Raw genomic sequence first — 26864 nt, 5'->3', positions numbered from 1 at the left:
AAATATTCGAAAAACTGCAAGAAAAACATTTCAGCAAATCAAAAACCCTTGCATATATTTTATCATAAAACGTCGAGAAAATCAGTAAAATCAATGGTTTCAGGTCTGCTCAGCAGACACTACTTAATCCCGGCGGATTCAGGAATAACAGCACGCCTACAATTGCCATTAATACTGGAAAAACAGTAAAGTACACACGGTAACGTCCCCACCTTGTCTTTGTCCTGTCTGCAAGTGTTCCCATAATCGGATCGTTTATTGCATCCCATAAGCTGGCAACCAGCATAATGACAGACGCTGCTGCCGCAGGTATTCCGATTGTATCTGTCATAAATACGGAATAGTAGCTTGCAATAGTTGCCGCTATTAGCATTACGCCACCATTTAAGGAAGTTGCATGAAACCATCTAAAAGCATTGCTGACCTTTTCAGGTTTTGCTGACGCTTTTTGAGCTGATACTTTTTCGCCCGACATTACATTTTTGTTTAGTATTACGTTTTCGTTTGACATTCTTTAACACTCCTTTGTATACTGTGATGGATTTCTTATTCCCTGTTATCTTAAGCTATTTGTATTTTAACGTATCTGAAGCCGGTAATCCATGTTGTATCTTTTTCACAATCCGACATATTTTAATCTTGTCAGAAAAGTTCCCCGCCTCTTCAGGCGGGGAATGGACTTGCATTTTTACATTTACTCATTCCACCAGTCATGCAGCACGAACATTTCTTCCTGGCCTTTATAAGACTGGATTTTCAGTGTGATATCACCTGGTATTCCATTCTTTTTAACGATAGCCAATGCACGGCCCTGGAACGTTTCAGTAACGGCTTTGTTATAGTTATACAGCGGCTTTGGATTTCCGGTTCCAAATCCCGCTAAATCTGCTGAACCCTCAACTGAAATCTCCAATTTCAGTTCTTCATCTGCTGCAAGCGTTCCCTGCTCATCGCAGATTTCAATCGGAATATAGATCAGCTCCGTGTCTCTTCCCTTTTCAGCATATAGTGCTATTTTTCTCTTTTCTCCAGCAGTTTTGAGTTCTGTCCGCGCAATCTCCTCCCCGCCTTCATATGCGACAGCAGTAATTGTTCCCGGTTCATAAACGACATCAAAACATGTCCTGAATCCTGCGTCTTTTCCTGCTGCTTTTTTTCCTAATGATTTCCCATTGCACAGTAATTCAACTTCTTCACCCGGAGAATAAATTTCAACCACTACAGGTTTGCCCTCATACCCTTTATAAGTCCAGCTTGACAGGCTGTCACTGATGACCCACGGAGTCTTGATCAGGTGTTCACCATACCTGCCTGGATTCTGCACAGTAATATACGGCTCTTTTCTCAACCCGAAAACCACTTCCCTAAAGTAAGAGGCCGGTCTTCTGTATCCTGTAATATCCATGTCCCCCGTATATGCCAATTGGCATGGGAATGTAGCACCGAATCCGCCTTCTCCCCAGTTATAAGCCGGAACTCCAACACCTGCTTCTCCAATGTAATCCCAACCGGTCCAGGTGAAATCTCCGATTACATGGCCGCATTTTTCAACCAGCGCCCAGTTCCTGGCAATTTCCGGTGGATAGGTTTCACTGCCTACGATCACTCTGTTCGGATAGTTCCTGCCATCTTCCTCATATCGCGCTGTCATATAATTATACCCGGCAATATCCGTTGATGCGCATGCCTTTTCGAGTCTTCTGGAGATCTCAGGATGTACCACGATATCGTCCAGATGCCCATCCATCAGGGTCATGAAATCATTGACATTTCCCTCGATCTGCCCTACTTTGCTGAGTTCCGACACCACGTCCGATACAATCCTGTCTACTGCATCCCCAGCCGCAAATACGCCATTGATAGCTGCCAGGATGAATCTTGTGTTATCCAGTGACTTGATTTTCTCACATATCTTATGGCAGACCTGCGCACCATGGTTGCTCCCTATTTCAGGAATCTCATTTCCAACGGAATACAGGATCACGGACGGATGGCTAAAGTCTTTCCTTACCATTGCAGTTACATCTCTTTCCCACCATTCCTGAAAATAGAGGCCATAATCATAATCTGATTTACAGCGGTTCCACATGTCAAAGGTTTCATCCATGACATACATGCCTAATTCATCGCATGCTCGAAGCATAGCAGGCGCCATTGGATGGTGGGACATTCTGATTGCGTTAAATCCAGCATTTTTTAAGATACTTACCTGACGATACTGTGCATCATCATAAGTTGAAGCTCCTAGCAGCCCGCTGTCATGATGGATGCATGCGCCTCGCAGCTTCACAACTGTTCCATTCACACGGAGGCCTTTTTTTGCATCCACCTGCAGGGTACGGACGCCGAATACAGTCCTGCTTTCATCTAGCAGATTTTCACCTCTGTATAGTCTGCTGACACAGGTGTACAAATTCGGGGTTTCAGCTGACCAGACTTTTGCGTTGTCCAGTACAATCCTCTGGCATATTTTTCTTTCCTCCTGTTCAAAAAGCACTGCTGAAACGATTTCTTTGTTCACGATGCTGCCAGATGCATCCTGGATAGTTGTTTCAAGCATTACTTCTTCCGATAAATGGCGTCTGTTCTTTAATTCTGTAGAAATACGGACCACCGCATACTCCTCTGATGCCGCTTCCGTAACAATCTGGACTCCCTCTTCTACAATATAGGTCAGGTCAGAAACCAGCAGGTACACATCCCTGTAAATACCACCGCCAGAATACCAGCGGCTGTTCGTCATGGCGCCATTTCGTACAATGACACGGATTTCATTTTCCTCTCCATATTTCAGGAATTCATTTGCAGGCACATAAAAAGTCGAATATCCGAATGGACACTTCCCTGCTAATTCCCCATTGATATAAACAAATGCATTCATATAAACACCTTCGAATTTTAAGGAAACCGTTTTATCACGATACTCTTTTGGGATATCGATTGTTTTCACATAATTGTAGACATCTCCGTCCCTGTACCCTGCATTTCCTTTATTATTGCTTTCTGCATAAGCCTCTTTTTCAATCATTGCATCATGAGGCAGTGTGATCTCCCTTGCATCTTCCGGTGTGTTCCAGACCAGTGCAAATGCATTCTTATCAATCCAAAATTTCCACGAATCATTAAACTTTTTTTCCAGCATATTATTTTTCTCCCACTTTCTTATTGTGTCGCATACCTGATTATCATAGACTTCCTTTAAAATAATCTTATCTTTTTTCAATGTAAACATCCATGTTTAATCTTTTCTAAAATCCGACATTTAATAAGATTTCCGATCATACTTAATTAGAACAAAGTAGCTTCTCCGAGCGTTTTTATGTCACAGAACAAACTTTCATATAACAAAAAAATCCCACAAGGGCATTTTGAATGCCCCGATGGGATTTTATATTTATTCTGATTAACTTTATATGCCAGCTTAAAAACTAGCGAGGGTTGTTAAGGTTTGCCTGTGCTGCTGCTAATCTTGCGATTGGCACACGGAACGGTGAACATGAAACATAGTTCAGTCCAATGTTGTGGCAGAATTCAACAGTTGAAGGATCTCCACCGTGTTCTCCACAGATACCTAACTTGATGTCAGGTCTTGTTGCACGGCCTTTTTCAGCTGCCATCTGAACCAGCTTGCCAACACCTTCCTGGTCAAGTCTTGCAAATGGATCTGATTCGTAGATTTTGTTTGTGTAGTAAGCTTCTAAGAACTTACCAGCATCATCACGTGAGAATCCAAATGTCATCTGAGTTAAATCGTTAGTACCGAATGAGAAGAATTCAGCTTCTTCAGCAATTTCATCAGCTAAAAGAGCAGCTCTTGGGATTTCGATCATAGTACCTACATGGTATACCATTTCAGTATTGTTTTCAGCTAATACTGCTTCTGCAGTTTCAACTACAATATCTTTAACGAATTTTAATTCGCGTTTTTCGCCAACAAGCGGAATCATGATTTCAGGAACAACGTCGATTCCCTTTTCATTTTTAACAGCGATAGCTGCTTCCATAACGGCTCTTGTCTGCATTCTTGCGATTTCTGGATAAGTAACAGCAAGACGGCATCCTCTGTGTCCCATCATAGGGTTGAATTCATGAAGTGATTCGCATGTAGCTTTTACTTCTTCTACTGTAAGGTTCATGTCTTTTGCAAGAGCAATGATATCTTCTTCTTCAGTAGGAACGAATTCATGTAATGGCGGATCTAAGAAACGGATAGTAACCGGTCTTCCTTCCATTACTTCGTAAAGAGCTTTGAAGTCATCTCTCTGGAATGGGATCAGTTCGTTAAGAGCTTCTTCTCTTGCTTCAACAGTCTTAGAAAGGATCATTTTTCTGATCTTTGGAATTCTGTCAGCTTCAAAGAACATATGCTCTGTACGGCAGAGGCCGATACCTTCTGCTCCGAATTTGATTGCGTTAGCAGCATCTTCAGGAGTATCTGCATTTGTTCTTACTTTTAATGATCTGAATTCATCAGCCCATTTCATGATTCTGTCGAAGTTTCCGCTGATTTCAGCTTCAACTGTTTTGATATCTCCTAAGTAGATATTACCAGTTGAACCATCAAGTGAGATGTAATCTCCTTCAACGATAGTTTCTCCGCCTAAAGTGAAAACCTTAGCTTCTTCGTTGATATTGATTGCGCCGCATCCTGATACACAAGCTGTACCCATACCACGAGCAACAACGGCAGCGTGAGATGTCATACCGCCACGAACTGTCAGGATACCTTCAGCTGCATGCATACCTTCGATATCTTCAGGTGAAGTTTCAAGTCTTACTAAGATTACTCTTTCGCCTTTTTCAGCAGCATTTTTAGCGTCTACAGCTGTGAAGTATACTTTACCTGCTGCAGCACCTGGTGATGCAGGAAGAGCTGATCCGATTACCTTGCCTGCTTTTAACGCAGCAACATCGAATGCAGGATGTAATAACTGATCTAAAGCTTTAGCTTCGATTCTCTTTATTGCTTCCTGAGGAGTGATCTTTCCTTCATCTACTAAATCGCAGGCAATCTGAAGAGCTGCTGGAGCTGTTCTCTTACCGTTACGAGTCTGTAAGAAGTATAATGTCTTGTCTTCGATTGTGAATTCCATATCCTGCATATCTCTGTAATGGTTTTCAAGTTTTGTAGCGATTGCCATAAATTCCGCATAGCATTCTGGCATATCTTCTTCTAATTTAGAAATTGGAAGTGGAGTTCTGATACCGGCAACAACGTCTTCACCCTGAGCGTTGATTAAGTATTCACCATAGATTTTAGCTTCACCAGTAGATGGGTTACGAGTAAATGCAACACCTGTACCTGAAGTATCGCCCATGTTACCAAATACCATTGTCTGAATATTTACTGCAGTACCCCAGTCTCCAGGGATATCATTCATTCTTCTGTAGTAGATAGCACGTGGGTTATCCCATGAACGGAATACAGCTGTGATAGCTTCGATCAGCTGAACTTTTGGATCCTGTGGGAATTCTTCTCCCATCTTTTCTTTGTAGATTGCTTTATATTTTGCGATAACTTCTTTTAAGTCATCAGCAGTTAAATCTGTATCAAACTGAGCGCCTTTTTCTTCTTTGATTTCGTCTAAGATTCCTTCAAAGAAAGTTTTGCTCATTTCCATAACTACGTCTGAGAACATCTGGATGAATCTTCTGTATGAGTCGTAAGCGAATCTAGGATTTCCAGTTTTCTTAGCGAATCCTTCAACAGCAACATCATTTAAGCCCAAGTTAAGGATTGTATCCATCATACCAGGCATAGATGCTCTAGCGCCTGAACGAACAGAAACTAACAGAGGATTTTCAGTATCGCCGAATTTCTTTCCCTGCTCTTCTTCGAGTTTTGCCATAGCCTCGAAAATCTGTCCTTTGATTTCTTCTGTTACAGTCTTACCACTTTTGTAGTAGTCAGTACAAGCTTCTGTTGTAACAATAAATCCCTGAGGGATAGGTAAGCCTAAGTTAGTCATTTCTGCTAAGTTAGCACCTTTTCCGCCAAGAAGGTTTTTCATTTCTGCTTTTCCTTCTTTAAATAAGTATACCCATTTTGCCATTTTACTAATTCCTCCTAAATGATTTGTACTTTAGTTAGTTTATATAGTATAGAACAATTACAATATTCACTTTTCAGTACATATAAATAATTAATTCTATAATACTACCATTGCCGTCCATGCAAAGCGCACATATCCATTTTAACATACTAATTATCATAGTCAATACAGTTTTCTTGATTATTTGCAAAAAAAACAGTTGTTTTACCAATATAAAAAAAAGATTCCTCCTGGTTTGTTGGCCAGGAGGAATCTTAGTGTTAATGATATCGATTAAAAATCAAATTTTGTCTCAAAATAAGCTTTCAGATCTTCAATCTTGATTCTTTCCTGTTTCATCGTATCTCTGTCCCTGACTGTTACGGCACCATCTGTTTCAGATTCGAAATCGTAAGTGATACAGAAAGGTGTTCCTATTTCATCCTGTCGTCTGTAACGTTTTCCAATATTTCCTCTGTCATCAAATTCACAGTTGTATTTCTTTGAAAGTGCTGCAAAGATTTTTTCTGCGCCCTCATTCAGTTTTTTAGAAAGTGGCAGTACACCAATTTTTACAGGCGCAAGGGCAGGATGGAAATGAAGCACTGTCCTGACATCTCCTTCTGCAATTTCCTCTTCATCATATGCCTGGCACAAGAATGCCAAAACAACACGGTCTGCACCGAGAGAAGGTTCGATTACATATGGAATGTATCTTGCTTTCTTTTCATCGTCAAAATAGGACAGATCTTCCTTTGAAACAGTCTGATGCTGGGTAAGGTCGTAATCAGTTCTGTCAGCGATTCCCCATAATTCACCCCATCCGAATGGGAACAGGAATTCTATATCCGTTGTTGCCTTGCTGTAGAAGGAAAGTTCTTCTGCTTCGTGATCCCTTACTCGCATTTCGTCTTCCTTGATGCCTAATGTCTGGAGCCAGTCGATGCAGAACTGTTTCCAGTAAGCAAACCATTCTAAATCAGTATCAGGTTCGCAGAAAAATTCCAATTCCATCTGTTCAAATTCCCTTGTCCTGAAAGTGAAGTTACCAGGAGTAATTTCGTTTCTAAAAGATTTTCCAATCTGGCCGATACCGAACGGGATTTTCTTTCTTGATGTTCTCTGGACATTCTTGAAATTCACGAAAATACCCTGTGCTGTTTCCGGTCTGAGGTATACAGTGTTTTTAGCGTCTTCTGTAACACCCTGGAAAGTTTTGAACATAAGGTTGAACTGGCGGATATCAGTGAAATCATGTTTGCCACATGTCGGGCAGTTGATGTTATGTTCATCGATATACGCTTTCATTTCTTCGTTTGACCATGCATCTACCGAACCTTCAGGCTGGATTCCATTTTCCATCATGTAGTCTTCGATCAGCTTATCGGCACGGAATCTTTCGTGGCAGCTCTTGCAGTCCATAAGGGGATCGCTGAATCCTCCAAGATGTCCTGATGCGACCCATGTCTGCGGATTCATAAGGATTGCACAGTCAACACCCACGTTGTATGGATTCTCGGTAACAAACTTCTGCCACCATGCCTTTTTAACATTGTTTTTCAATTCCACGCCAAGATTTCCATAATCCCATGTATTTGCCAGTCCTCCATAAATTTCTGAACCTGGATAAACAAATCCTCTGGCCTTTGCAAGTGCAACTATTTTTTCCATTGATTTTTCCATTTTTTCATCCTCACATTTTCGTATGTATTTTCATTTAAGATATTGCCAACTGTTCAGAACCCTCTCCTGAATAGTCACATATATTGCTTCTATTTCTCATAAACAATATATGCCAGCCCTTCAGAACCTTCCGCTACTTTTGCCAGATTCTTTGCCAGCAGTTCTGTATTTTCGCTTACATAAAGTATTTCTCCGTCAATCTGGACGTTGATCTGTTCTTCCAGAATGACAACATTATATTCAGCCTGTTTCAGTATATCCTTCTTTGCATTTACCGACGCATCCTTATCTTTGGCATCCGTGAATTTTCCATCGAACTCATAGCCCGCCGCAACGGCTTCATCCACTGTACCTGCAAAAAAATTCGTATTGTTGAATGCTGCATAATCCTCTGCAGTCTCATAGTTGATAAACAGCTTGACCATCTTGCTTGCCACTTCAAAACTGGCAACTTCGAGACTTTTTCTTTCAGTAGTTCCATTGTACTCAGCCACTTCGGAATTGATCATTTCTTCTAATTCTTCAGCGTCATAATAATCCTTCTCGAATTTTTCTACAATGGCCCCTATTACCGTACCTTTTTTCTGAACGTATACGGTATCCTCATCTGCATCAAAGGCCTTCATTGAACAGCCCGCAAATACAGCCATTATCAATATTGTCAGTGTCAGTACACACATCTTTTTCATCGTTAATTCCTCCTGAAATTTGTCTAATACATTATACCTTTAATAACATATATTTTCAACCATGTATCAAATTCCATACAATTTTACATTACCGGAGAAATCATACTGTTTTGATACATTCTTTCAAAACTTCAAGAGATTTAAACTTTCTGTCTACGCACAATGATGTATATCTGTCCATGATATTCCCGAGTTCTTTCAGCACCTGATCGGAAACCGTAAATGTATATAGCTTTTCTATTGGCGATGTTATGATATACTGCATTGTAAAAATAGTTGAATTGTCCATCGGCAGTCCTCTGACGCCTCTCGAACAGCCACTGCATACCAGTCCCCTGTCTGCTACACTGAAAATTGCATTGTCTCCGGGCTCGCATCCGCAAACTGAACACCTGAAAAGTTCCGGATATTCACCGTTAATGACCAGGGCTTTCAGTTCGAATATGTATCTCACCAGCTCCTTCTCGATATTATCCTTTGCGAGGGCTCTGAGAGACTGATACAGCAGTTTCAGCATTGCCATCTCATCATTATTCTCCCTGGTGTAATAATCTGCAAATTCAAGAAAATAGAACCCATAAAATGGTCCGGAAAAACTTCCGGACAATTCTGCAAAATAATTTGTTATATTTACCTGTACCACGTTGTATGAAGTGCTTCCTTCATATACTGTAAACTCACCAAAGGAGAAGGGGTTCGTCCCTGCAAGCATAGGGCTGTTGGGCCTTCTGGCCCCCCTTGCAAATGCAGTTATTTTTCCCCTCTCCTTCGTGAGTATCATCAGCCGCTTATCATAGTCTCCGCTCGGAGCTGCCGATAATACCATTCCGGTCAGCACGATTGTCTGCCCCATTCCTTTGGCCACCTGCCTTTTTGTAACTGCTCCTGTTTCTAGATATCCTTTTTATTATAGCCATAGTTTTTAAGCAGAAAATCGCTGTCACGCCAGTCCTTTTTCACTTTGACCCAAAGCTGCAGGTTAACCTTTGCTTCCAGCAGCATCTCCATCTCATATCTTGCGTTCGTGCCGATCTTCTTAAGCATCGAGCCGCCCTTGCCAATGATTATTCCCTTATGGGAATCCCGCTCGCATATGATTGTCGCATCAATATCATAGATATTCCCTTTTTTCCGATAGGTCATCTTGTCAACCGAAACCGCAATTCCATGGGGAATCTCCTCATCCAGGGCATGCAGTGATTTCTCACGGATAAGTTCGGCAACAATCTGCCTCTGAGGCTGATCAGTAACCGTATCCTCATCATAGAACTGCGGACCATATGGGAGATATTTAAAAATCATATCCATAATTACCTTCGTATTTTCCCCGCGAAGTGCGGATACTGGTATTATTTCAGCAAAATCATAGATTTTCCTGTATGCCTCAATTGATTTGGCGATTTCTTCCTTTTTTACCATGTCGGTCTTATTGATGATCAGGATTACAGGCGTTTTGACCCTGCCGAGCTGCTCGGCTATATGGCGTTCCCCGGCTCCTATAAACGTTGTCGGCTCTACAAGCCAGAGAACGACATCCACTTCGTTCAGGGTTCTTTCAGCCACATTCACCATATATTCCCCAAGCTTGTTTTTAGCCTTATGGATTCCCGGTGTGTCTACAAAAATGATCTGACCTTCCTCGCTGGTGAACACGGTCTGTATCTTGTTTCTGGTGGTCTGGGGCTTATTGGATGTAATCGCTATCTTCTGTCCAATCAGATGGTTCATCAAAGTTGATTTCCCCACATTTGGCCTTCCTATAAGCGTCACAAAACCTGATTTGTATTTTTCGTTCATTTATTTCTCCTTCACTAACTGTATCCATTATTTTTTATTCCATATTCTCAGGGGGTTGTGTTCCGGATTTATCATCATTGCCTTTCGATCCGGCACCCAGTCCCTTAAGCCATTGTTTCTTCCGTATCTTTCTGAAAATCACTGCAATTACGGCAATAATTACAGCCCAGACTGCGATATAAGGCAGGGAAGTAATAAACCATACAGCAAAATCCCTGAATCCCGCTCCAATATTATAAAGGCTTTCCAGAAAACCGGTCTTTATCTTTTCCCATATGTTCTGCTCCTCAGCAGGAGTGATCCGTTCCACTTCGCTGATGTTCATGGCCACCGTACTGTACGCAATAAGGTTGTCGTATGTACGTATCTGGCTTTCCATGTATTCGAGCTGGTAACGGACATCTGAGAGCCTCGTTTCGATGGCAATGATATCCTCGAGCTCCTCTGCCTTTTCCAGGAGAACCAGTAATCTCTCCTGTTCTGTGACCAGGGATTTCTTATGGCTTTCTACGTCAACATAGGCGAGAGTGACATCATCAGTCGTAATTTCTTTTCTGGTAACATTTCCCATTTCTCCTACAGTCGCAATGAAATCGTCCAGCCTGTCGTTGGGAATCCTTGCTGTTATCGAAGCATATCTGTTTGAAGCATATTGATAACTGCTTCCTGAGACCTGTGACTTCTCCACATACCCCGCCACAGATTCAATCCTGGCTGAAAGGCTGTTCATAAAGCTGTCGAACTCTTTTGTCTCAATGTTAAGATATGCATTCCTGATCAGCTTCCTTCCGGCAGCATAATTGACAAGTCCGTCACTTCCCCCGGCAGCTTTCCCGCTTTCTTCCGTTGCGGAGTCAGCATCCTGCCGGGATTCATCACCAAAGGAATTTGACGAAGATGTGCCTTTTCCATCTGACGTGTCAGTAGCGGTCTCGCTGTTCTTAGACCCGCACCCGGCAATCAGAATTACCAGGGCAAGTATCATACAGAGTCTCTTAAACATGTTTGATTTCATAAAAATCCCCCTTCTTATGAGCTGCATGAATGATATGTTCTGCTATTCCACCTTAGAAAGGAACAGGTTTTCCACATTCAGGAACATTTCCTTTCCATTTTCTATATTATCTTCGTTTCCAATGACACACAGATTGTTCTGTCTGATGACCGATTCAACAAGATCAGCCAGACCACGTATCGATGCTGCGTCAGCCGACAGGATTTCATCTCTTTCCTTCTGCAGGTCGTCAAAACTAATCTTATTGAAGTATGCGCTCAGTGAACGGCTTCCTTTTGCTGAAGGATTCATCGGCGTATCAATGTCGCTTATAGTGCCAATTATGTATTTGAGCATATCCCTGTCGCTCGCATCAAATTTTCGTATGTAATCGGCTGTATTTTCGAAAATCTGATTTGTCTTCTCCATATTCGGGTCCCTGTAGGATGCAAAATAACTGTCTCCCAATTTCGAAAAGCCACTCATGCATCCGTATGCTCCGCCCTTGACCCTGACATTATTCCACAGATAATCATAGCTCAGAATAAGCTTCAGAATTTTCAGGGCGCCGGTGTACTTGTATCCGCTGTTGATGAAATTACCCGAACGTGCAACATACTGTATTTTCGAAGATGTCTTGAATCCCTCGTTCTGTTTCTTCAATTCGAACTTGTAAGGCTGGGTCTCGATCTTATCAGTAAAGAGCTTCATTTTCAGCTGTTCGATCTCCTTCTCCAGACCGGCAAATCCCTCTTCATCCGCCGTATAGCTTACTACAAGATTTTCGGATCTGAAAATATATTTCATTAGCTCTTTTAATTTCGAAACAAGCTCTTCCTTCACCCTCTCAAAATCAGATTCAATGCTCTCAACAAGCCTGTAGAAGCTTATTCCACTGGTGATTTCAGAAAAATAGGCAGATGGCGAAAAATAGGAAAGCGCCCTCATGGATGCTGTCGAATGTCCTGACGAAACCATGGACATCTGCATCCTGGATTTCAGCCTTGCTATGATCTCATAGAGCCTTTTACTGTCGTCAAGCTTAGAAGTGAATAGGATCTCATCAATCATCCTAAACGCAAAATCCAGGTTTTCATAAAGCACTTTTGCCCTGACTTCAAACATGGCAGTATATTTTTCATTTTCCTTAACGTTTGAAAACAGACTCAGCCCTGCTGAAATTCCGCCTGTATTGATATTGATTTCATTGAACAGTTCCCCGTAATCGTAATTTTCCGTATCAACATAGCACAGAACAAACTTCAAAATGCCCATGTACGGAATCAGCTCTTTCGGGACTGCCTTCGTGTCAAACAGAAGTTCAAGATACCCGATCTGATTCGTATGCAGGCAGTGGTGCAGGACTAATGTATCCCCGAACTTTACCTCTTTGTTGTATAAAGGCGCTGCTTCTCTTTTTATATCCTCTATTTCCAGCATCGGTATGGTTTCCAGTTCCGCCTCCGTTGAAGGCGTCTCCTGATAAATGACCAGCTCTTCAGTCTGTTCAATCAGTTTCTGTATCTCATCGGCTGCCAGACTGTCTTTATACTGCTTTAGCGTCTCTTCAAGAGCCTTTTCATTCCTGGCTGTGAGCCCTCTCTCAGGCTCGATTATGACGAGGGATGCATGGGTATTATCAAGAACATATGTCTGAATCAGTTTTTCAAAATAAGCAGACTCTGCTTTTTCCTTCATTAATTTAAAGGTGTCAATTGCCTCGATATGCATAAAAGGTTCCAAGTCATCATACAGCCAGCTGTCGAAAGCCTGAAGCCCGTACATCAGCCCTTTCGGATAAGCTCCAAAATCCGCTTCCCTGTATTTGAATTCAAAATAATTGATGCCCGCCTTGAGGGCTTTTTTATCGATTCCCTTTTCTACGATTCCTTCCAGTACATTTTTAATAATTTCAACAAACTGTTCTTTCGATCTGATATTGGAATTTTTAGCGATCACAGAAAAGACCGGCTGAATGGTTCCGTTGTCATAAGATCCCATTATGTCTTTCCCGATTTTCGCATCCAGAAGGGCTTTCTTAAGCGGTGCCCCCGGTGCCGAAATCAGCGCATATTCAAGAATCTGGAATGCCATATAAAGTTCCTTGTCAAGACTGGTACCGATTACCGCATTATATGCCAGATAGGTATTATCCTCTTCCGGTTCCGTACTCGTTATCGAATACTGTTTTTTTATCTCCACAGGTTTCTCGAAACCTTTCTGGACCTTTATGTCTGAATCCGTCTCCGCATAATCATATTTCGAAAGATATTCCCTGTCCAGCCACTGAAGCCTCTCAACTGCATCCATGTTGCCATACAGATAGATGTAGGAATTTGACGGGTGATAGTATTTTCTATGGAAATCAAGGAATGCCTGATAGGTAAGCCCAGGGATATCCTCCGGGTTCCCACCTGATTCGTGGGCATAACACGTATCCGGGAAAAGAGAATTCAGAATCTCTCTCTGAAGAACATCCTCCGGTGATGAAAACGCTCCCTTCATCTCATTATAGACAACGCCATTGTACTTGATCGGATCATCTTCCGCTTCAAGTTCATAATGCCATCCTTCCTGCTTGAAAATCTTCTCATTTTCATAAATATTCGGATAAAATACTGCATCCATGTAAACATGCATAAGGTTCAGAAAATCCTTATCATTTGTACTGGCAACCGGATACAGGGTTTTATCAGGATATGTCATTGCATTCAGAAATGTATTCAGGGAACCTTTCACAAGCTCTACAAAAGGATCTTTAGACGGGAACCTCTTTGACCCGCACAGAACTGAATGTTCGATAATATGCGGAGTTCCTGTGCTGTCTTCAGGAGGTGTACGGAATCCGATTGTAAACACCTTATTTTCATCCTCATTGCTCAAAACCAAAACTCTCGCGCCTGTTTTTCTATGCCTTAAAAGAAATCCTGCTGACTCTAAGTCTTTTATTTCTCTTTCTTCAATTAATTCATATTCCTCTAATTGGCTAATCTTCATAATTTATCCTCCGTTCGCAATCTATTAGTGTATTTCTGAAGATTGGGAGATTCGCCTCTCCCTTCGTAATGAAAGCGGATTCTGCAGCCCGCTATCCTGCCTACCTATAAATTATAGCATTTAATCACCAAATATAAAAGACAATTAGTTCAGGGCCGAAACCTATACGCTCTTGCTGCATGCTCTCCGGGCAGAACGATTTGTTAAAAACCGATAAATTCGTCAACAAAAAAAGTATAGAAAACGAATTCTTAATTCATTTTCTATACTTTCTTATTGTTCAGCAGCAGGCTGGGCCTGCCGTCTGACCCCATAATCCTTCGATTCAATATAGCATTTTTCATAAAACTGCAACCATCTGCGACTACGTCCTTTACGGTGGGACAGCAAATCCGAACAGTCAAATCAAACATTGCTGCGATATATAAAAGCCAAACATTAATGTCCATCTATTAAAAACGTTATATTGCTCCCCGTCTGATTACAGCCTGATTACGTTTGCTGCCTGTGGGCCTTTTTCTCCATTCACGATATCAAATTCAACTGACTCGCCTTCCAGAAGTTCTTTAAATCCCGGCATGTTCAGAGCTGAAAAATGAACAAATACGTCATTTCCCTGTTCATCAGAAATAAATCCAAAACCTTTTTTTGCATTAAACCATTTTACTGTTCCTCTTTTCATTTAAAACGCCCTCCAAATCAATTCATTTGATCCTATTCCCCTTCAAAGAATAGAACATTTACAGTGTTCTGCTTTTTTGTAGCTATAAATACACTACCACACTTTACATTGTTTGTCAATCTATGAAATTTTTGTTTGTTTTGTTGCATTTCATTTTATTTTTCTTCAATTTGGGGACTTTTGTTTTATTTTACTTCTATTGAGCAAGATCAACCATCTGCTGAACGAAGCTTTTTTTAATCATCCCGCATCCAGCTATCCCACTACGACCTGTACGCCTTTTTCTTCGAAATATTTAAGCCATTTTTCATCGGGCATAACATCTGTAACTACAATATCGCCTTTTCTGAAATCCATGGCTGTCACAAATGAGATAAAGTCGAATTTGCTGCTGTCTATGGCCAATATCATCATTTTCGCGCATTCGCGCATTCTGCTCTTTATTTCAGTCTCCGCTTCATTTGATTCCGTGATTCCCTTGTCGATGCTTACGCCCTTGCATGAAAGAACGACCTTGTCGACATTGAAGTTCTGGAGGGTTCTTTCCGCATTTCTTCCTACCAGCGACATTGTTGAATCCCTCAGGGTTCCTCCGGTCGAAATAACCGTAATCCCCTTGTTTCCAGCGAGTTCAAGAAGCACTTCAACCGAATTGGTAATTACCGTAAGATTTTTAAGCTGTTTCAGATTTCTTGCTATCATCAGGGACGTTGAAGAAGAGTCAAGCATGATCGTGTCCCCATCATCTATCAGATTAGAAACCATCTTGGCGATAATCTGTTTTTCTTTTTTATTGGTTTTTTCCCTTATGCGCAGAGGCAGATCGATGTTAGTGTTGGTATTTAAAACAGCTCCGCCATAAGTCTTCTTAACAAAGCCTTCTTTTTCAAGTTTTTCAAGGTCTCTTCGTATCGTTTCTTCCGTCACTTCATATTTCTGGCTTAGTTCAGACACCAAAACCCGCTGTTCTTTCTGTAGAATAGCCAGTATTTCATTTTTTCTTTCAATTGCCAGCATCATGATTCCTCCGTTTACATTTTATTTTCAAATTATAAAAAATCTCTATTTCACTAAATAAATTATAACACAAACTGCATCTCTTTCACAGTGATTTTTGTTGTTTTTTCTTTGGTATCGCAATATATCTACTTGTTTTCAACACAAGACAATAAAAAACCACATAAAAATTGCATGCCGCCCGGTGATATCCCGGCAGCATGCACTATATCATTTTCCACTATCCGCTTATTGCACGAAAAGGCTAAATCGTTTCCAGGAATTCCTTTGCCAGCTTTTCGATTTCTGCAAAATCCTCTTTTGATGGCTTGAACTGACATCTAAAGCCGTCGCCAAATACTTTGTATTTGATTCCTGCCAGCCTGTCAGTCAGAAGTTTGCAGGCCTCTCCGCTCCATCCGTACGAACCAAACACCAGAACCGGCTTGTTTTTCAGTTCGACAAGTTCCGTCATAGAAATCAGATCCCATACAGGTTTTAAAGCATCACGGTTTATGGTAGGTGAACCAAAAAGCACTGCCGATGCTCCATTCATTTCCGCCGCAAGTTGAGCCACATCATGGTAGATTATATCATAGCTCTTTGCAGATACGCCGGCAGCTGTAAATGCCTTTTCAAAAGCTTCCGCCATTTCTCTTGTATATCCATAAGCGCTTACATAAAAGATTGCAATATTCTTTTCTTTTGGAATTTCTGTTGACCATTCCCGGTAGAGATCCATTGTCTCCTGCAGCCTTTCTTGCAGCATCGGGCCATGGCTGGTACATGCCATATTGATCTCCAGATCTTTGATCTTATCAAGTCCTGCAAGAACGAATTTCTTAAACGGTCCAAAAATACAGTCATAATAGTATTTTCTTGCTATCTCATATTCCTCCGGATATTTTATGCTGCGGTCAAGTACAAGCGGTTCACAGTAATGGGATCCAAGGAAATCACAGCTGAAGAGCACTTTATCCTGTTTCAGATAGGTAAACATCGAATCCGGCCAGTGAAGGTTCGGCGCTATGATGAATTCAAGAACTGTTCCATCCCCAAGATCAAGCTGATCCCCATTTTTAACTACATTTCCCTTAAATGTGCGGTTCATGATAAATCCAAGGTTCTTAATGGCCGCAGCACTTCCGTACACCTGGATATCCGGGTTGATTTCAAGGATTTTTTCAAGACTTCCCGAATGATCAGGCTCTGTATGGTTAACCACCACATACTCAATATCCTTGACCGGTATATAATTTTCTATGGTTTCAATATACTCTTTCGTAAATCTTCTGTGAGCTGTTTCAATAAGGGCTGTCTTTTTCCCCTGTACCAGAAAGCTGTTATAGCTTGTTCCATACTCAGTCTTCATTATAATGTCAAAAACCCGCATTGCCGGGTTCTGCATCCCTACGTAGGTAACATGATTGCTTAATTTCATAATGTAAACTCCTTCCATTGGTGCTGCTTTTTATATTTTATGATTCTTTCAGTCTGCCATAATGCATCAGCAAAATCGTTCTCCACCGCACAGCTGATCTGAACGATTACCTTTTTCCTAGTGCACTGACACGTTGATATCTTGACAAATGTGTCAGCACACTAGTAATTATAACAAAAAGGAGACTGAAAAAACAGTCCCCTTTTTATTAATAATCTCAGCTTCTTTCGCACATATTATCCAAACATTTCAGATAGTCTCAAGGATTTCGCATTTCCCCCTTATTCTTCAGCGCTATACAATTTTACAAGCTTCTCAAGATATGCATATCTTTCTTTTGAAACTTTTTCAGCCCTGTCGAACAGCATAGCGGCTCTTTCCGGATTTGCACGTTTCAATGAATTATAACGAACCTCTCCATTGATAAATTCCTGATAATCTTCTGTAGGCGCTTTGCTGTCTAATATAAATGCGCTCTTTCCTTCAACTGCCAATGCCGGGTTGTAACGGAATAAGTGCCAGTATCCGGCTTTAACCGCTTTTTCCTCTTCTGTCATGGCTTTGCCCATACCGATCTTGATGCCGTGATTGATACATGGGGCATATGCGATGATCAGGGACGGTCCTGGATAAGCCTCTGCTTCCGCAATAGCTTTTACAGTCTGGTTGTAATCGGCACCCATAGCAATTTGTGCTACATATACATATCCATAGGTCATTGCAATGCCGGCAAGATCCTTTTTCTTCACATCTTTACCTGCTGCAGCAAATTGTGCGATTGCTCCGATCGGTGTCGCCTTTGAAGCCTGTCCGCCTGTATTTGAATAGACTTCTGTATCGAATACCATAATATTGATATCTCTTCCGCTTGCCAGCACATGGTCAAGTCCGCCGTATCCGATATCGTACGCCCAGCCGTCACCGCCGAATACCCACTGCGATTTCTTAGCCAGGAAGTCTTTCTGCATGAGAATGTCTTTTCCAGCTTCGCATCCGCATTTTTCCAGTGCTGCCACTAGTTTATCTGTAGCTGTTCCGTTCGTAACGCCGCTTGCAAATGTATCCAGCCATTCCTGTGATGCAGCTTTTACATCAGCATTCTCACTGCTGGCTGCAAGTGCTTCAATCTTCGTCTTTAAGCCATTTCTCAAAGCTTTTTGTGCCAGATCCATACCCATGCCAAATTCTGCATTGTCTTCAAACAATGAGTTCGACCATGCAGGACCTTTGCCTGCCGCATTCACGGTATATGGTGTTGATGGTGATGAGTTGCCCCAGATTGATGTACATCCAGTTGCATTCGCTATATACATTCTGTCACCAAATAGCTGGGTAATCAATTTCGCATATGGGGTTTCCCCACATCCTGCACATGCTCCTGAGAACTCCAGCAACGGAGTCTTGAACTGGCTGCCTTTCACTGTATTCTCTTTGAATTTTTCAATAACATCCGTCTTTTCCGGAAGGGTAACAGCATAATCGAAGTACTTCTGCTGTTCCAGGTTGGCTTCAGCATTCTGCATCACCAGGGCTTTTTCGCCTTTCTTTCCCGGGCATACGTTTGCACAGGAACCGCAGCCTGTACAGTCAAGGGACGATATGACAATGCTGAATGTATATTCAGGAAGGCCGGTCAGCGGTAACGTCTTCATTCCTTCCGGTGCGTTCGCTGCTTCAGCTGCCGTCATTGCTACCGGACGGTTGACAGCATGCGGACATACATAAGAACAGCGGTTACACTGGATACAGTTATCAGGATTCCATACCGGAACATCAACCGCGATACCACGTTTTTCAAATGCCGATGTGCCGGAAGGGGTAGTGCCATCCGCATATGCAGTAAATGCTGACACCGGAAGATCGTTGCCCTGCTGGGCATTTACAGGAATCTGAATATTCTTAACGAATTCAGAAACTTCCTCCCTGCCTTCTGCTGTGATTATGCTCAAGTCTTCATCCTGACAGTCTTTCCAGTTTTCAGGAACCGTGATTTCAACAATCTTCTGCGCTCCGGCATCGATTGCGTCGTAATTCATCTGGACAACAGCGTCGCCTTTTTTACCGTAAGTCTTTTTAGCAGCAGCCTTCATCAATTCTGCAGCCTGTTCTCCCGGAATGATGTTGGCAAGTTTGAAGAATGCCGACTGCAGCACCGTGTTGATACGTCCGCCCAGCCCGATTTCCTTGCCGATCTTAATGCCGTCAATCACATAGAATTTGATGTCATGCTGCGCAATGTACCTCTTGACCTGTCCCGGCAGATGCTTTTCAAGTCCTTCCATATCCCATGAACAGTTCAGCAGGAACGTGCCGCCGTCAACCAGTTCCTGTACCATGTTGTACTTGCGTACATAGGACGGATTATGGCAGGCAACGAAGTTTGCCTGACGGATCAAATAGGTCGATTTGATCGGTTTCTTGCCGAAACGAAGGTGCGAAATGGTAATGCCGCCGGATTTCTTTGAATCATAGTCAAAATAAGCCTGCGCATACATGTCTGTATTGTCACCGATGATTTTGATCGAGTTCTTATTTGCACCTACAGTACCGTCAGCACCAAGCCCCCAGAACTTGCAGTTGATAGTACCTTCCGGAGTAGTTGTGAGCGGGTCGCCTAATTCAAGGGAAAGGTTCGTTACATCATCCACGATGCCGATTGTGAATTTCTCTTTTTCAGTATTCTTGTAAACAGCAACGATCTGTGTTGGAGTGGTATCTTTTGAGCCCAGTCCATAGCGGCCTGACAATACAGGAGTATTGTTGAATGCGGTCCCTTTGATTGAAGCGAGGACATCTAAGTATAGCGGTTCGCCGATGGCTCCTGGTTCTTTTGTCCTGTCCAACACTGTAATATACTCAACAGTTTCCGGAATGGCGGCCAATAAGGCCATTTTTGAGAACGGCCTGTACAGGCGGACTTTTATAACACCGACTTTTTCTCCGGCTTTTAACAGGTAATCGATTGTTTCTTCAATTGTTTCGCATACCGAACCCATGGCGATGATGACTTTTGTCGCATCTTCAGCCCCATAGTAATTGAAAAGCCTGTAATCAGTGCCCAGTTTTGCATTTACCTTATCCATGTTCGCCTGCACGATTGCCGGCATGGCATCGTAAAATGGGTTGCTTGCTTCCCTTGCCTGAAAGAAGATATCAGGATTCTGAGCGGAACCCCTGAGACACGGACGGTTCGGATTCAAAGCATTCCCACGGAACGCATTGATGGCATCCATATCCGCCATCTCTTTCAGGTCTTCGTCTGACCATACTTCGATTTTCTGAATTTCATGAGAAGTCCTGAAGCCATCAAAGAAATTGATGAATGGAAGTTTCCCCTGTACTGCAGAGATATGTGCTACCGGAGTCAGGTCCATGACCTCCTGCACACTTGATTCACAAAGCATCGCCGCACCGGTCTGGCGGCAGGCATAGATGTCCGAATGGTCGCCAAAAATCGACAAGGCATGGGATGCCAGTGCACGTGCTGAAACGTCAATAACACCTGGCAGCTGTTCTCCCGCCATTTTGTAAATGTCTGGGATCATGAGCAAAAGACCCTGGGATGCTGTATAAGTAGTCGTCAATGCACCCGCTGACAGAGAACCGTGAACCGCACCTGCGGCTCCTCCTTCTGACTGCATTTCAGTAACCTGGACTTCCTGTCCAAAAATATTTTTCCTACCCTGTGTTGCCCATTCATCTGTAACTTCTGCCATAACTGATGATGGAGTAATTGGGAAAATAGCTGCAACGTCCGTATATGCATAGGAAGCATGGGCTGCTGCATTATTTCCGTCCATGGTTTTCATTTTTCTTGCCATTTCAAATCCTCCTTAAATTATTGACTGTTTATCCAAATATTATAATCTTTATAAGCGACTGTGTAAAGGCAAAAACGCAAACAAAAATGCGTCTTCCACCCGCTTTATCATGCAAAACCATCTTTGCAGCTCATATATTTCCAATATATATCGTCAACTTACAAATATTCTAATTATCACTTGCAACACCCCACAAATTCAATCACAAAAATATATAAATGCGCAAAAAAACAGGCATCGAAATCAACGCCTGCATTTTTGTTCACCATTTTGAAATTATAGCAGAATACTTTCTTCCATTCCTTCTGAATTTCCGATATGCCTTCTGATTTTTCTGCCTGCAAAATATGCTGCCGCAACTGATGCGATATCTTTTCCAATATAAGGAAGAGAGACAAGAGCCGTTGCCTGAAGGGGCTTCATTCCTGTAAGGACTGAGAACTGTATGACTCCCGCCGCATGAACGATCAGAAGTCCTGCAAGTCCAAATGCGATTCCGCTGATTTTTCCTTTCTGTCTGGCTCCGATTCCGCAGAGCATGGACATAAACAGGAAGCCGGTAATGAACCCGCCTGTCTTTCCTGCAATGATACCGAGTCCCCCCGAAAAATTAGAGAAGACAGGAACGCCGACGCACCCCATCAGAATGTATACAGCTGTTGACATCCCGCCAGATTTCCAACCCAGCATATAACCTGCCAGCGCTACTGCAAAGGTCTGCAGGGTGACCGGAACCCCTGATGGAAGCGGAATTGCAATCTGGGATAATATTGCGGTCACTGCTGCACACATACCAGTCAGCACCATTGTCTTTGTGGACATTCTCTGCGCCTGATTATTGATTTTTACATTTGTATCTGTCTGATTCATTTTTTCCTCCTATAACCCTCATGATTTATTCTATCTTAGCTAATTGTCTGATTAGTACTTTTCGCAAATGACACTTACCAGGTAATTATAATATTCAACCAGGGGATTGTCAACCTATATTTTAAACAGGTTAACAATATATTTTTAACGGATTAAAACAACACAAAAAGCAGGCTCGTTCAAGCCTGCTCTCGAGATTCTTCTATCATTCACCTTGTTTACAGCGGACCTGTCTTTACATAAGGGTCCTTACAAATTCCTTTGAAGGGTTTGCGATTACTGCATAATCAAGCAACGTTCCTTCGTCTTTTATATATTTTACTGCTGAATCGATTGCGGCCGTGACTGCCGAAACAGTACCTGTAAGAAGCAGGTAAGACTTTCCGCACATTCCTCTTGCCACCCTGATTTCAAAAACATCCACCATTGCAGTTTTCGCAGCATGGTCAGCAGCCACGATAATCGACGCACTGGTATAGGTCTCCATTACGCCAAGAGCTGCAACATCATCAATCTCTGCAGTACATGTAAGAGCTTTGAAAATGGAATCATGTGGATTGCCAAGCACGAACTTGTCAATCAAATGTTCCGGGAACTGTTTTTCACATGCATCAGCCGCTTCTCTTACCGCACTCAGATCCCCGCTGAACATGATTATGAATTTACCCGGGCATACTGTCTGCGCCTGGATCAATTCGACATCCGCTGTTTTCGTTATATGGTCAGCGGCTTTTATTCCGGTAGATACTGTCATGTATTCCACCATTCCGATTGCCTTATTCATCTATCTCATCTCCATCATACGTATTCATTACTGTTTTATCGTAATGTAGCTGTCTGTAACCTCAGTAACCATGCCGCTTATACTTGCATGGAGATATACCCCCAGTGCGCCTTCGGGCGGGGTTCCTATCAGCTGCCCTTCGGCAACCATATCCCCCGGCTTCACGCATGGCTGAACCGGTGCTCCGATGTTCTGACGGAAGTTAAGCTGCACCTGTTTGAATACTCCAATCCCCTGCATCATTGGCGCAGGTATGTCGTATTTGTGAAGTCCAAGCTTATTTACAAGCCTGTGCTCAGGAATTCTTCTTTCTTCCCTCATCCTGTTCGCAACACCTTTGTCAGGCGTATCAGGAATTTTTACGCCATTTGACCGCAAGCCGGCTTTGCAGGCATCCAGAAGCCTTCTTGGCGACAGATCCTGATGGCATGCATAAAATTCGCAAAGGCCACAGGAGCAGCAGAAAAATGAGTTCAGGTAGGTGTCCACATTTGATGTGATTCCATTTGCGATCGATCTCATGAATTCGTGTGGCTTTATCGAATGTCCAAGCAGCGCCCTCGGGCAGACAGCTGTACAGTTCTGGCACTGGGAACATGCTGACATAGCGTTTCTGATATCCATTTTTGCATTGTGCTGTCTTTTGGAAACTGTCGGTGAATTTGGCGGCAGTACGAGCACTGCTTTTGTCGTTTTCGTCACGACTGCATTCATCGACGTAATGTTTCCTGTCATGGGGCCGCCCATAATCAGCACACTGTCTTCCCTTGTAAGTCCGCCTGCCAGATCGATCAGTTCACGCACGGTTATTCCTATGGGAACTTCTACCGTCACCGGGTTCTTTACTTCGCCAGCAATAGTGACGAATTTTGTGGTGACATTTCTGTTTTCTGTGATTTTCCTATAGGCATTCAGTACTGTTTCTACATTTACCACAACGCAGCCGACCGTGATGGGAATCTTTCCCTGTGGCACTATTTTCCCAGTGGTTTCATATATCAGTACGACTTCATCGCCTGCCGGATAAATGTCCGGAAGAACATGAAGCCTGAGTTTTTTGTACTCGCCAAGATGAAAACGGATTGCTTCGATTGCAGTTGTATATGACTTCTTTACTGCGATGATTCCCTCGTCGGCATTCATCGCCTCGACAAACATCATCATACCAGAAAGCACTTCTTTTACATAATCATTCATCAGCTGTCTGTCTACCTTGATCAGCGGTTCACACTCCGAACCGTTGAGGATGACTGTTGATGCCTGTTCTGAAAGTTTTGCATATGTCGGGAATCCTGCGCCTCCGGCACCTACGACACCGCCTTCAAACAAAACCTGTTTCATTTCCAAAATATCCATAAAGTTCACACCAGCCTGTCTATTCTACTATTACTATCTTCTGAGGATCATCAACGATACCCACTACGCAGGCATCTATCGGAGAATTGTCATAGCCGCAGCCGACCCTTGCAGCACTTCCCGTGGCAAGCAGAACGATATCTCCTATACCTGCCCCAACATTATCGACTGCAACTATCCTGGAATCGGTGATGGAACCCATTTTCTGCATCGGGTCAACCAGCAGGAATTTGCTTCCTACAAGATTTTCATTTTTTCTTGTACAAATGACCGTACCTACTACTTTACCAATTATCATAAACTTCCTCCTTAGGATAAATCCTCAAAGCTCTGGATTATGCTTCTGCAAAAATCCGATAGCTATTTGATTACAATCCCCATATCTTTTCCTACGCCCAGGCCGTTGGCCTCATCCGTATCAATGTGCATTTCAAGGGTGAAGGTTTTATCAACCCTGATCTGCACCCCTTCAAAGGTTCCGCCTCTGCTGTTGTCGAATTTTACCGATACAATCTGTCCATCGGTCACCCCGAAATTTTCTGCGTCTGCAGGCGACATATGGATATGGCGTTTTGCGACAATACATCCTTCATCAAGATATACCGCACCTTTCGGCCCTACTATTGCGATTGGCGCAGAACCTGCGGTATTTCCCGACTCCCTTACCGGTGGGTTTATTCCGAGACGAATTGCGTCTGTTTTCGAAACTTCGACCTGCGAAGCCTTTCTTTCCGGTCCAAGAATCCTTACACTCTCGATGGCTCTTAATTTCGTGCCAACAAGGGTAACGCATTCCTGTGCCGCATACTGGCCGCCCATGAGTTCTTTTTTCTCAGTAAGCTGATATCCTTTTCCAAATAATATATCTATATGTTCCCTGCATAAATGCACATGTCTGGCTGATATGCCAATAGGAACTTTATTTTCCGATTCAGTTTTTTCCTGGCTGTTCAATTCCTTTGCTACAAGCATGGAAATTCTTCTTATTAATTCGTCCTGCATAATACATCCCTTTCTACGGGCTAAATTTTGAATAACCTCGATTCTGTTCCGGAACTGTTTTCAGCAGCTCCTGATTATTCCTGATTTAATCTGACGGCGCTCTGTGCAGGGCGCCGTCAGATAGATTGGAAAGCGGATATTAAAATCCGCTTTATCATTCAGTTAATACTATTTTGCCTGTGGAAGAATTTTTTCAACATCTCCGTGTGGTCTTGGAATTACATGTACTGCGATAACTTCGCCTAATCTTGCTGCTGATGCTGAACCAGCTTCAACTGCTGCTTTAACTGCTCCTACGTCGCCGCGGACCATAACACTTACAAGTCCTGATCCGATTTTTTCTGTTCCTACCAATACTACATTAGCTGCTTTTAACATTGCATCTGCCGCTTCGACTGAAGCAATTAAACCTCTGGTTTCAATCATACCTAATGCCTGAAGTTCCATTCTTTTTTCCTCCTTATTCATGACTGTTTCAGTTGTCCTGTTAACAGGTGTATCTTGTACCTGGTTGCTTTTTTTGGCAGCTCCTGCTTTTTTTCCTTTTGATGCCGTTACGTTCTTTTTAGCATCTGCTGCTTCAACCGGATTTTCGTCATTCAATGTATCTGCTACATTCTGCAATTCTTTATTTTCGGCCATTTCTGCTACCTCTTCTTCTAAAACTCGAAATTGTATTTTTTTGCGCTTTGATCTACAAGTTTCATAGTTTCTTCATGTGGATTTGCGATTACCGCCGATGCTACTATATTTCCTTTTGCACTTCGCTTTGCGCTTTCAACCGCTTCCGTAACTGCCGATACTTCTCCTTGGACTATAATTGTTACAAGCCTTCCGCCCAATTTCTTTTCCCATGTAAGAAATTTCACGTCAGCAGTCTTTAACATAACATCCAGTGCTTCAACCGCATCAGCTAAATTAGGAAGTTCAATTAATCCCAGTGATTTCATATGCCGTACCTGCTATTTAACAGTTGGTAAGATTTTTTCAACGTCAGTGTGAGGTCTTGGAATTACATGTACTGCTACTAATTCTCCAAGTCTTGCTGCTGCCTGAGCGCCAACTTCTGTAGCTGCCTTAACAGCCCCAACATCTCCGCGAACCATAACTGTTACAAGTCCTGATCCGATTTTTTCTGTTCCAACTAATTCAACGTCAGCTGCCTTCACCATTGCGTCTGATGCTTCGATAGCTGCGATTAATCCTCTGGTTTCTACCATGCCTAATGCTTCCTGTGTCATATCTAAAATCCTCCTTAATTTCTCAAATCCAATTTTTAATTTATATAAGTATCATTATACAAGAAAAATCCACTTAAAACAATACAAAACCAACATAAAACATTTTATTTTTATTATGATTTCTGCTTTATAGTGCGCTTATTCTCAACATCTTCTCTGTATCTGAAGTCGGCGCTGCTATTATGTGCTTTGTCACTACTCCGGTAAGCTTATTTGCTGCCGCTTCCGCAGCCTCCATACCAGCATTGACATCAGCAATGCTTCCGCGCATCTTTACCACCATGATCAATGGTACAGGTAAAGCATCAGCGTTCGCCGGCTTGTTCTTATCCAGCGATTCGATTCTGACATTGGCAGCCTTACAAGCTGCATCAGATGCCACAAACGCCGCAACCAGGCCAAATACTTCTAACAAACCTACTGCTTCATGCATAGTTTGAAACACATCCTTCCACGTCGATATTCCTCACGGAATACGT

The 26864-nt window shown here is 42.5% G+C and carries 22 protein-coding genes; all 22 read right to left on the bottom strand.

The window, feature by feature from the left end:
• Positions 1-109: 109 nt before the first annotated feature.
• The 22 genes from BJR36_RS07125 to BJR36_RS07020 all read right to left on the bottom strand — a co-directional run bounded on the left by BJR36_RS07125 (position 110) and on the right by BJR36_RS07020 (position 26818).
• Positions 110-511, bottom strand: coding sequence for an MFS transporter (locus BJR36_RS07125; RefSeq protein WP_091232082.1), 402 nt, complete (start codon positions 509-511; stop codon positions 110-112).
• Between the two features lie 183 nt (positions 512-694).
• A complete protein-coding gene (locus tag BJR36_RS07120) occupies positions 695-3232 on the bottom strand; it encodes a glycoside hydrolase family 2 TIM barrel-domain containing protein (protein WP_242875488.1) in 2538 nt (845 codons plus the stop codon).
• A 196-nt stretch (positions 3233-3428) separates the two neighbouring features.
• Positions 3429-6053 carry a pyruvate, phosphate dikinase gene (gene ppdK, locus BJR36_RS07115; RefSeq protein WP_091232079.1) on the bottom strand — a complete coding sequence of 875 codons (2625 nt, stop codon included), beginning with the start codon at positions 6051-6053 and terminating at the stop codon, positions 3429-3431.
• A 273-nt stretch (positions 6054-6326) separates the two neighbouring features.
• The gene (locus tag BJR36_RS07110) at positions 6327-7715 is read right to left on the bottom strand and encodes a glycine--tRNA ligase (protein WP_091232077.1); all 1389 of its coding nucleotides are present in this window, start codon (positions 7713-7715) and stop codon (positions 6327-6329) included.
• A gap of 89 nt (positions 7716-7804) precedes the next feature.
• Positions 7805-8404, bottom strand: a complete 600-nt coding sequence (locus BJR36_RS07105) for a hypothetical protein (RefSeq protein WP_091232075.1) — start codon at positions 8402-8404, stop codon at positions 7805-7807.
• A gap of 100 nt (positions 8405-8504) precedes the next feature.
• A complete protein-coding gene (gene recO / locus BJR36_RS07100) occupies positions 8505-9257 on the bottom strand; it encodes a DNA repair protein RecO (RefSeq protein WP_091232073.1) in 753 nt (250 codons plus the stop codon).
• Between the two features lie 38 nt (positions 9258-9295).
• Positions 9296-10201 carry a GTPase Era gene (gene era / locus BJR36_RS07095; RefSeq protein ID WP_091232070.1) on the bottom strand — a complete coding sequence of 302 codons (906 nt, stop codon included), beginning with the start codon at positions 10199-10201 and terminating at the stop codon, positions 9296-9298.
• Between the two features lie 34 nt (positions 10202-10235).
• Positions 10236-11216, bottom strand: coding sequence for a DUF4349 domain-containing protein (locus tag BJR36_RS07090; protein ID WP_169823614.1), 981 nt, complete (start codon positions 11214-11216; stop codon positions 10236-10238).
• 42 nt (positions 11217-11258) lie between these two features.
• Positions 11259-14192, bottom strand: a complete 2934-nt coding sequence (locus BJR36_RS07085; protein WP_091232066.1) for an insulinase family protein — start codon at positions 14190-14192, stop codon at positions 11259-11261.
• A 481-nt stretch (positions 14193-14673) separates the two neighbouring features.
• A complete protein-coding gene (locus tag BJR36_RS07080) occupies positions 14674-14874 on the bottom strand; it encodes a cold-shock protein (RefSeq protein WP_091232064.1) in 201 nt (66 codons plus the stop codon).
• A 255-nt stretch (positions 14875-15129) separates the two neighbouring features.
• A complete protein-coding gene (locus tag BJR36_RS07075) occupies positions 15130-15891 on the bottom strand; it encodes a DeoR/GlpR family DNA-binding transcription regulator (RefSeq protein WP_091232062.1) in 762 nt (253 codons plus the stop codon).
• A gap of 244 nt (positions 15892-16135) precedes the next feature.
• Positions 16136-17311: an FprA family A-type flavoprotein gene (locus BJR36_RS07070; RefSeq protein WP_242875487.1), complete on the bottom strand. Its 1176-nt coding sequence runs from the start codon at positions 17309-17311 to the stop codon at positions 16136-16138.
• A gap of 281 nt (positions 17312-17592) precedes the next feature.
• Positions 17593-21132, bottom strand: a complete 3540-nt coding sequence (gene nifJ / locus BJR36_RS07065) for a pyruvate:ferredoxin (flavodoxin) oxidoreductase (RefSeq protein ID WP_091232055.1) — start codon at positions 21130-21132, stop codon at positions 17593-17595.
• A 276-nt stretch (positions 21133-21408) separates the two neighbouring features.
• The gene (locus BJR36_RS07060; RefSeq protein WP_207648831.1) at positions 21409-22002 is read right to left on the bottom strand and encodes a biotin transporter BioY; all 594 of its coding nucleotides are present in this window, start codon (positions 22000-22002) and stop codon (positions 21409-21411) included.
• Positions 22003-22237: 235 nt separating this feature from the next.
• On the bottom strand, positions 22238-22786 hold the full coding sequence (locus tag BJR36_RS07055) for a BMC domain-containing protein (RefSeq protein WP_091232053.1): 549 nt from the start codon (positions 22784-22786) through the stop codon (positions 22238-22240).
• Between the two features lie 27 nt (positions 22787-22813).
• The gene (locus BJR36_RS07050; RefSeq protein WP_091232051.1) at positions 22814-24142 is read right to left on the bottom strand and encodes an SLBB domain-containing protein; all 1329 of its coding nucleotides are present in this window, start codon (positions 24140-24142) and stop codon (positions 22814-22816) included.
• Between the two features lie 19 nt (positions 24143-24161).
• Positions 24162-24440: a EutN/CcmL family microcompartment protein gene (locus BJR36_RS07045; RefSeq protein ID WP_091232048.1), complete on the bottom strand. Its 279-nt coding sequence runs from the start codon at positions 24438-24440 to the stop codon at positions 24162-24164.
• 62 nt (positions 24441-24502) lie between these two features.
• Positions 24503-25114 (bottom strand): phosphate propanoyltransferase, encoded by a 612-nt coding sequence (locus BJR36_RS07040; RefSeq protein WP_408605710.1) that lies wholly within the window; start codon positions 25112-25114, stop codon positions 24503-24505.
• 198 nt (positions 25115-25312) lie between these two features.
• Complete coding sequence (locus BJR36_RS20025) at positions 25313-25591, bottom strand: BMC domain-containing protein (protein ID WP_139133521.1); 279 nt, start codon at positions 25589-25591, stop codon at positions 25313-25315.
• 212 nt (positions 25592-25803) lie between these two features.
• Positions 25804-26094, bottom strand: a complete 291-nt coding sequence (locus BJR36_RS07030; RefSeq protein ID WP_091232039.1) for a BMC domain-containing protein — start codon at positions 26092-26094, stop codon at positions 25804-25806.
• A 12-nt stretch (positions 26095-26106) separates the two neighbouring features.
• On the bottom strand, positions 26107-26385 hold the full coding sequence (gene pduA / locus BJR36_RS07025; RefSeq protein ID WP_091232035.1) for a propanediol utilization microcompartment protein PduA: 279 nt from the start codon (positions 26383-26385) through the stop codon (positions 26107-26109).
• A gap of 127 nt (positions 26386-26512) precedes the next feature.
• On the bottom strand, positions 26513-26818 hold the full coding sequence (locus tag BJR36_RS07020) for a BMC domain-containing protein (protein WP_091232032.1): 306 nt from the start codon (positions 26816-26818) through the stop codon (positions 26513-26515).
• Between the last annotated feature and the right edge of the window lie 46 nt (positions 26819-26864).

It is taken from the genome of Anaerobium acetethylicum (assembly GCF_900096945.1).
In the GTDB taxonomy this organism is placed as follows: Bacteria; Bacillota; Clostridia; order Lachnospirales; family Lachnospiraceae; genus Anaerobium; species Anaerobium acetethylicum.
Note: the sequence above shows the minus strand (reverse complement) of the source record. Positions and strands in the feature narration are given on the sequence as shown.

Excerpts from the sequence above, each read along its gene's own strand:
- era (WP_091232070.1), bottom strand. The coding sequence starts at position 10,201 with ATGAACGAAAAATACAAATCAGGTTTTGTGACGCTTATAGGAAGGCCA.
- BJR36_RS07070 (WP_242875487.1), bottom strand. The coding sequence starts at position 17,311 with ATGAAATTAAGCAATCATGTTACCTACGTAGGGATGCAGAACCCGGCA.
- BJR36_RS20025 (WP_139133521.1), bottom strand. The coding sequence starts at position 25,591 with ATGGAACTTCAGGCATTAGGTATGATTGAAACCAGAGGTTTAATTGCT.
- BJR36_RS07055 (WP_091232053.1), bottom strand. The coding sequence starts at position 22,786 with ATGAATAAGGCAATCGGAATGGTGGAATACATGACAGTATCTACCGGA.
- BJR36_RS07120 (WP_242875488.1), bottom strand. The coding sequence starts at position 3,232 with ATGTTTACATTGAAAAAAGATAAGATTATTTTAAAGGAAGTCTATGAT.
- nifJ (WP_091232055.1), bottom strand. The coding sequence starts at position 21,132 with ATGGCAAGAAAAATGAAAACCATGGACGGAAATAATGCAGCAGCCCAT.
- BJR36_RS07105 (WP_091232075.1), bottom strand. The coding sequence starts at position 8,404 with ATGAAAAAGATGTGTGTACTGACACTGACAATATTGATAATGGCTGTA.
- BJR36_RS07060 (WP_207648831.1), bottom strand. The coding sequence starts at position 22,002 with ATGAATCAGACAGATACAAATGTAAAAATCAATAATCAGGCGCAGAGA.
- BJR36_RS07090 (WP_169823614.1), bottom strand. The coding sequence starts at position 11,216 with ATGAAATCAAACATGTTTAAGAGACTCTGTATGATACTTGCCCTGGTA.
- BJR36_RS07075 (WP_091232062.1), bottom strand. The coding sequence starts at position 15,891 with ATGCTGGCAATTGAAAGAAAAAATGAAATACTGGCTATTCTACAGAAA.
- BJR36_RS07125 (WP_091232082.1), bottom strand. The coding sequence starts at position 511 with ATGTCAAACGAAAACGTAATACTAAACAAAAATGTAATGTCGGGCGAA.
- BJR36_RS07085 (WP_091232066.1), bottom strand. The coding sequence starts at position 14,192 with ATGAAGATTAGCCAATTAGAGGAATATGAATTAATTGAAGAAAGAGAA.
- BJR36_RS07040 (WP_408605710.1), bottom strand. The coding sequence starts at position 25,114 with ATGCTTGTAGCAAAGGAATTGAACAGCCAGGAAAAAACTGAATCGGAA.
- BJR36_RS07020 (WP_091232032.1), bottom strand. The coding sequence starts at position 26,818 with ATGCATGAAGCAGTAGGTTTGTTAGAAGTATTTGGCCTGGTTGCGGCG.
- BJR36_RS07080 (WP_091232064.1), bottom strand. The coding sequence starts at position 14,874 with ATGAAAAGAGGAACAGTAAAATGGTTTAATGCAAAAAAAGGTTTTGGA.
- BJR36_RS07050 (WP_091232051.1), bottom strand. The coding sequence starts at position 24,142 with ATGGATATTTTGGAAATGAAACAGGTTTTGTTTGAAGGCGGTGTCGTA.
- BJR36_RS07030 (WP_091232039.1), bottom strand. The coding sequence starts at position 26,094 with ATGAAATCACTGGGATTAATTGAACTTCCTAATTTAGCTGATGCGGTT.
- BJR36_RS07045 (WP_091232048.1), bottom strand. The coding sequence starts at position 24,440 with ATGATAATTGGTAAAGTAGTAGGTACGGTCATTTGTACAAGAAAAAAT.
- pduA (WP_091232035.1), bottom strand. The coding sequence starts at position 26,385 with ATGACACAGGAAGCATTAGGCATGGTAGAAACCAGAGGATTAATCGCA.
- BJR36_RS07110 (WP_091232077.1), bottom strand. The coding sequence starts at position 7,715 with ATGGAAAAATCAATGGAAAAAATAGTTGCACTTGCAAAGGCCAGAGGA.
- recO (WP_091232073.1), bottom strand. The coding sequence starts at position 9,257 with ATGGGGCAGACAATCGTGCTGACCGGAATGGTATTATCGGCAGCTCCG.
- ppdK (WP_091232079.1), bottom strand. The coding sequence starts at position 6,053 with ATGGCAAAATGGGTATACTTATTTAAAGAAGGAAAAGCAGAAATGAAA.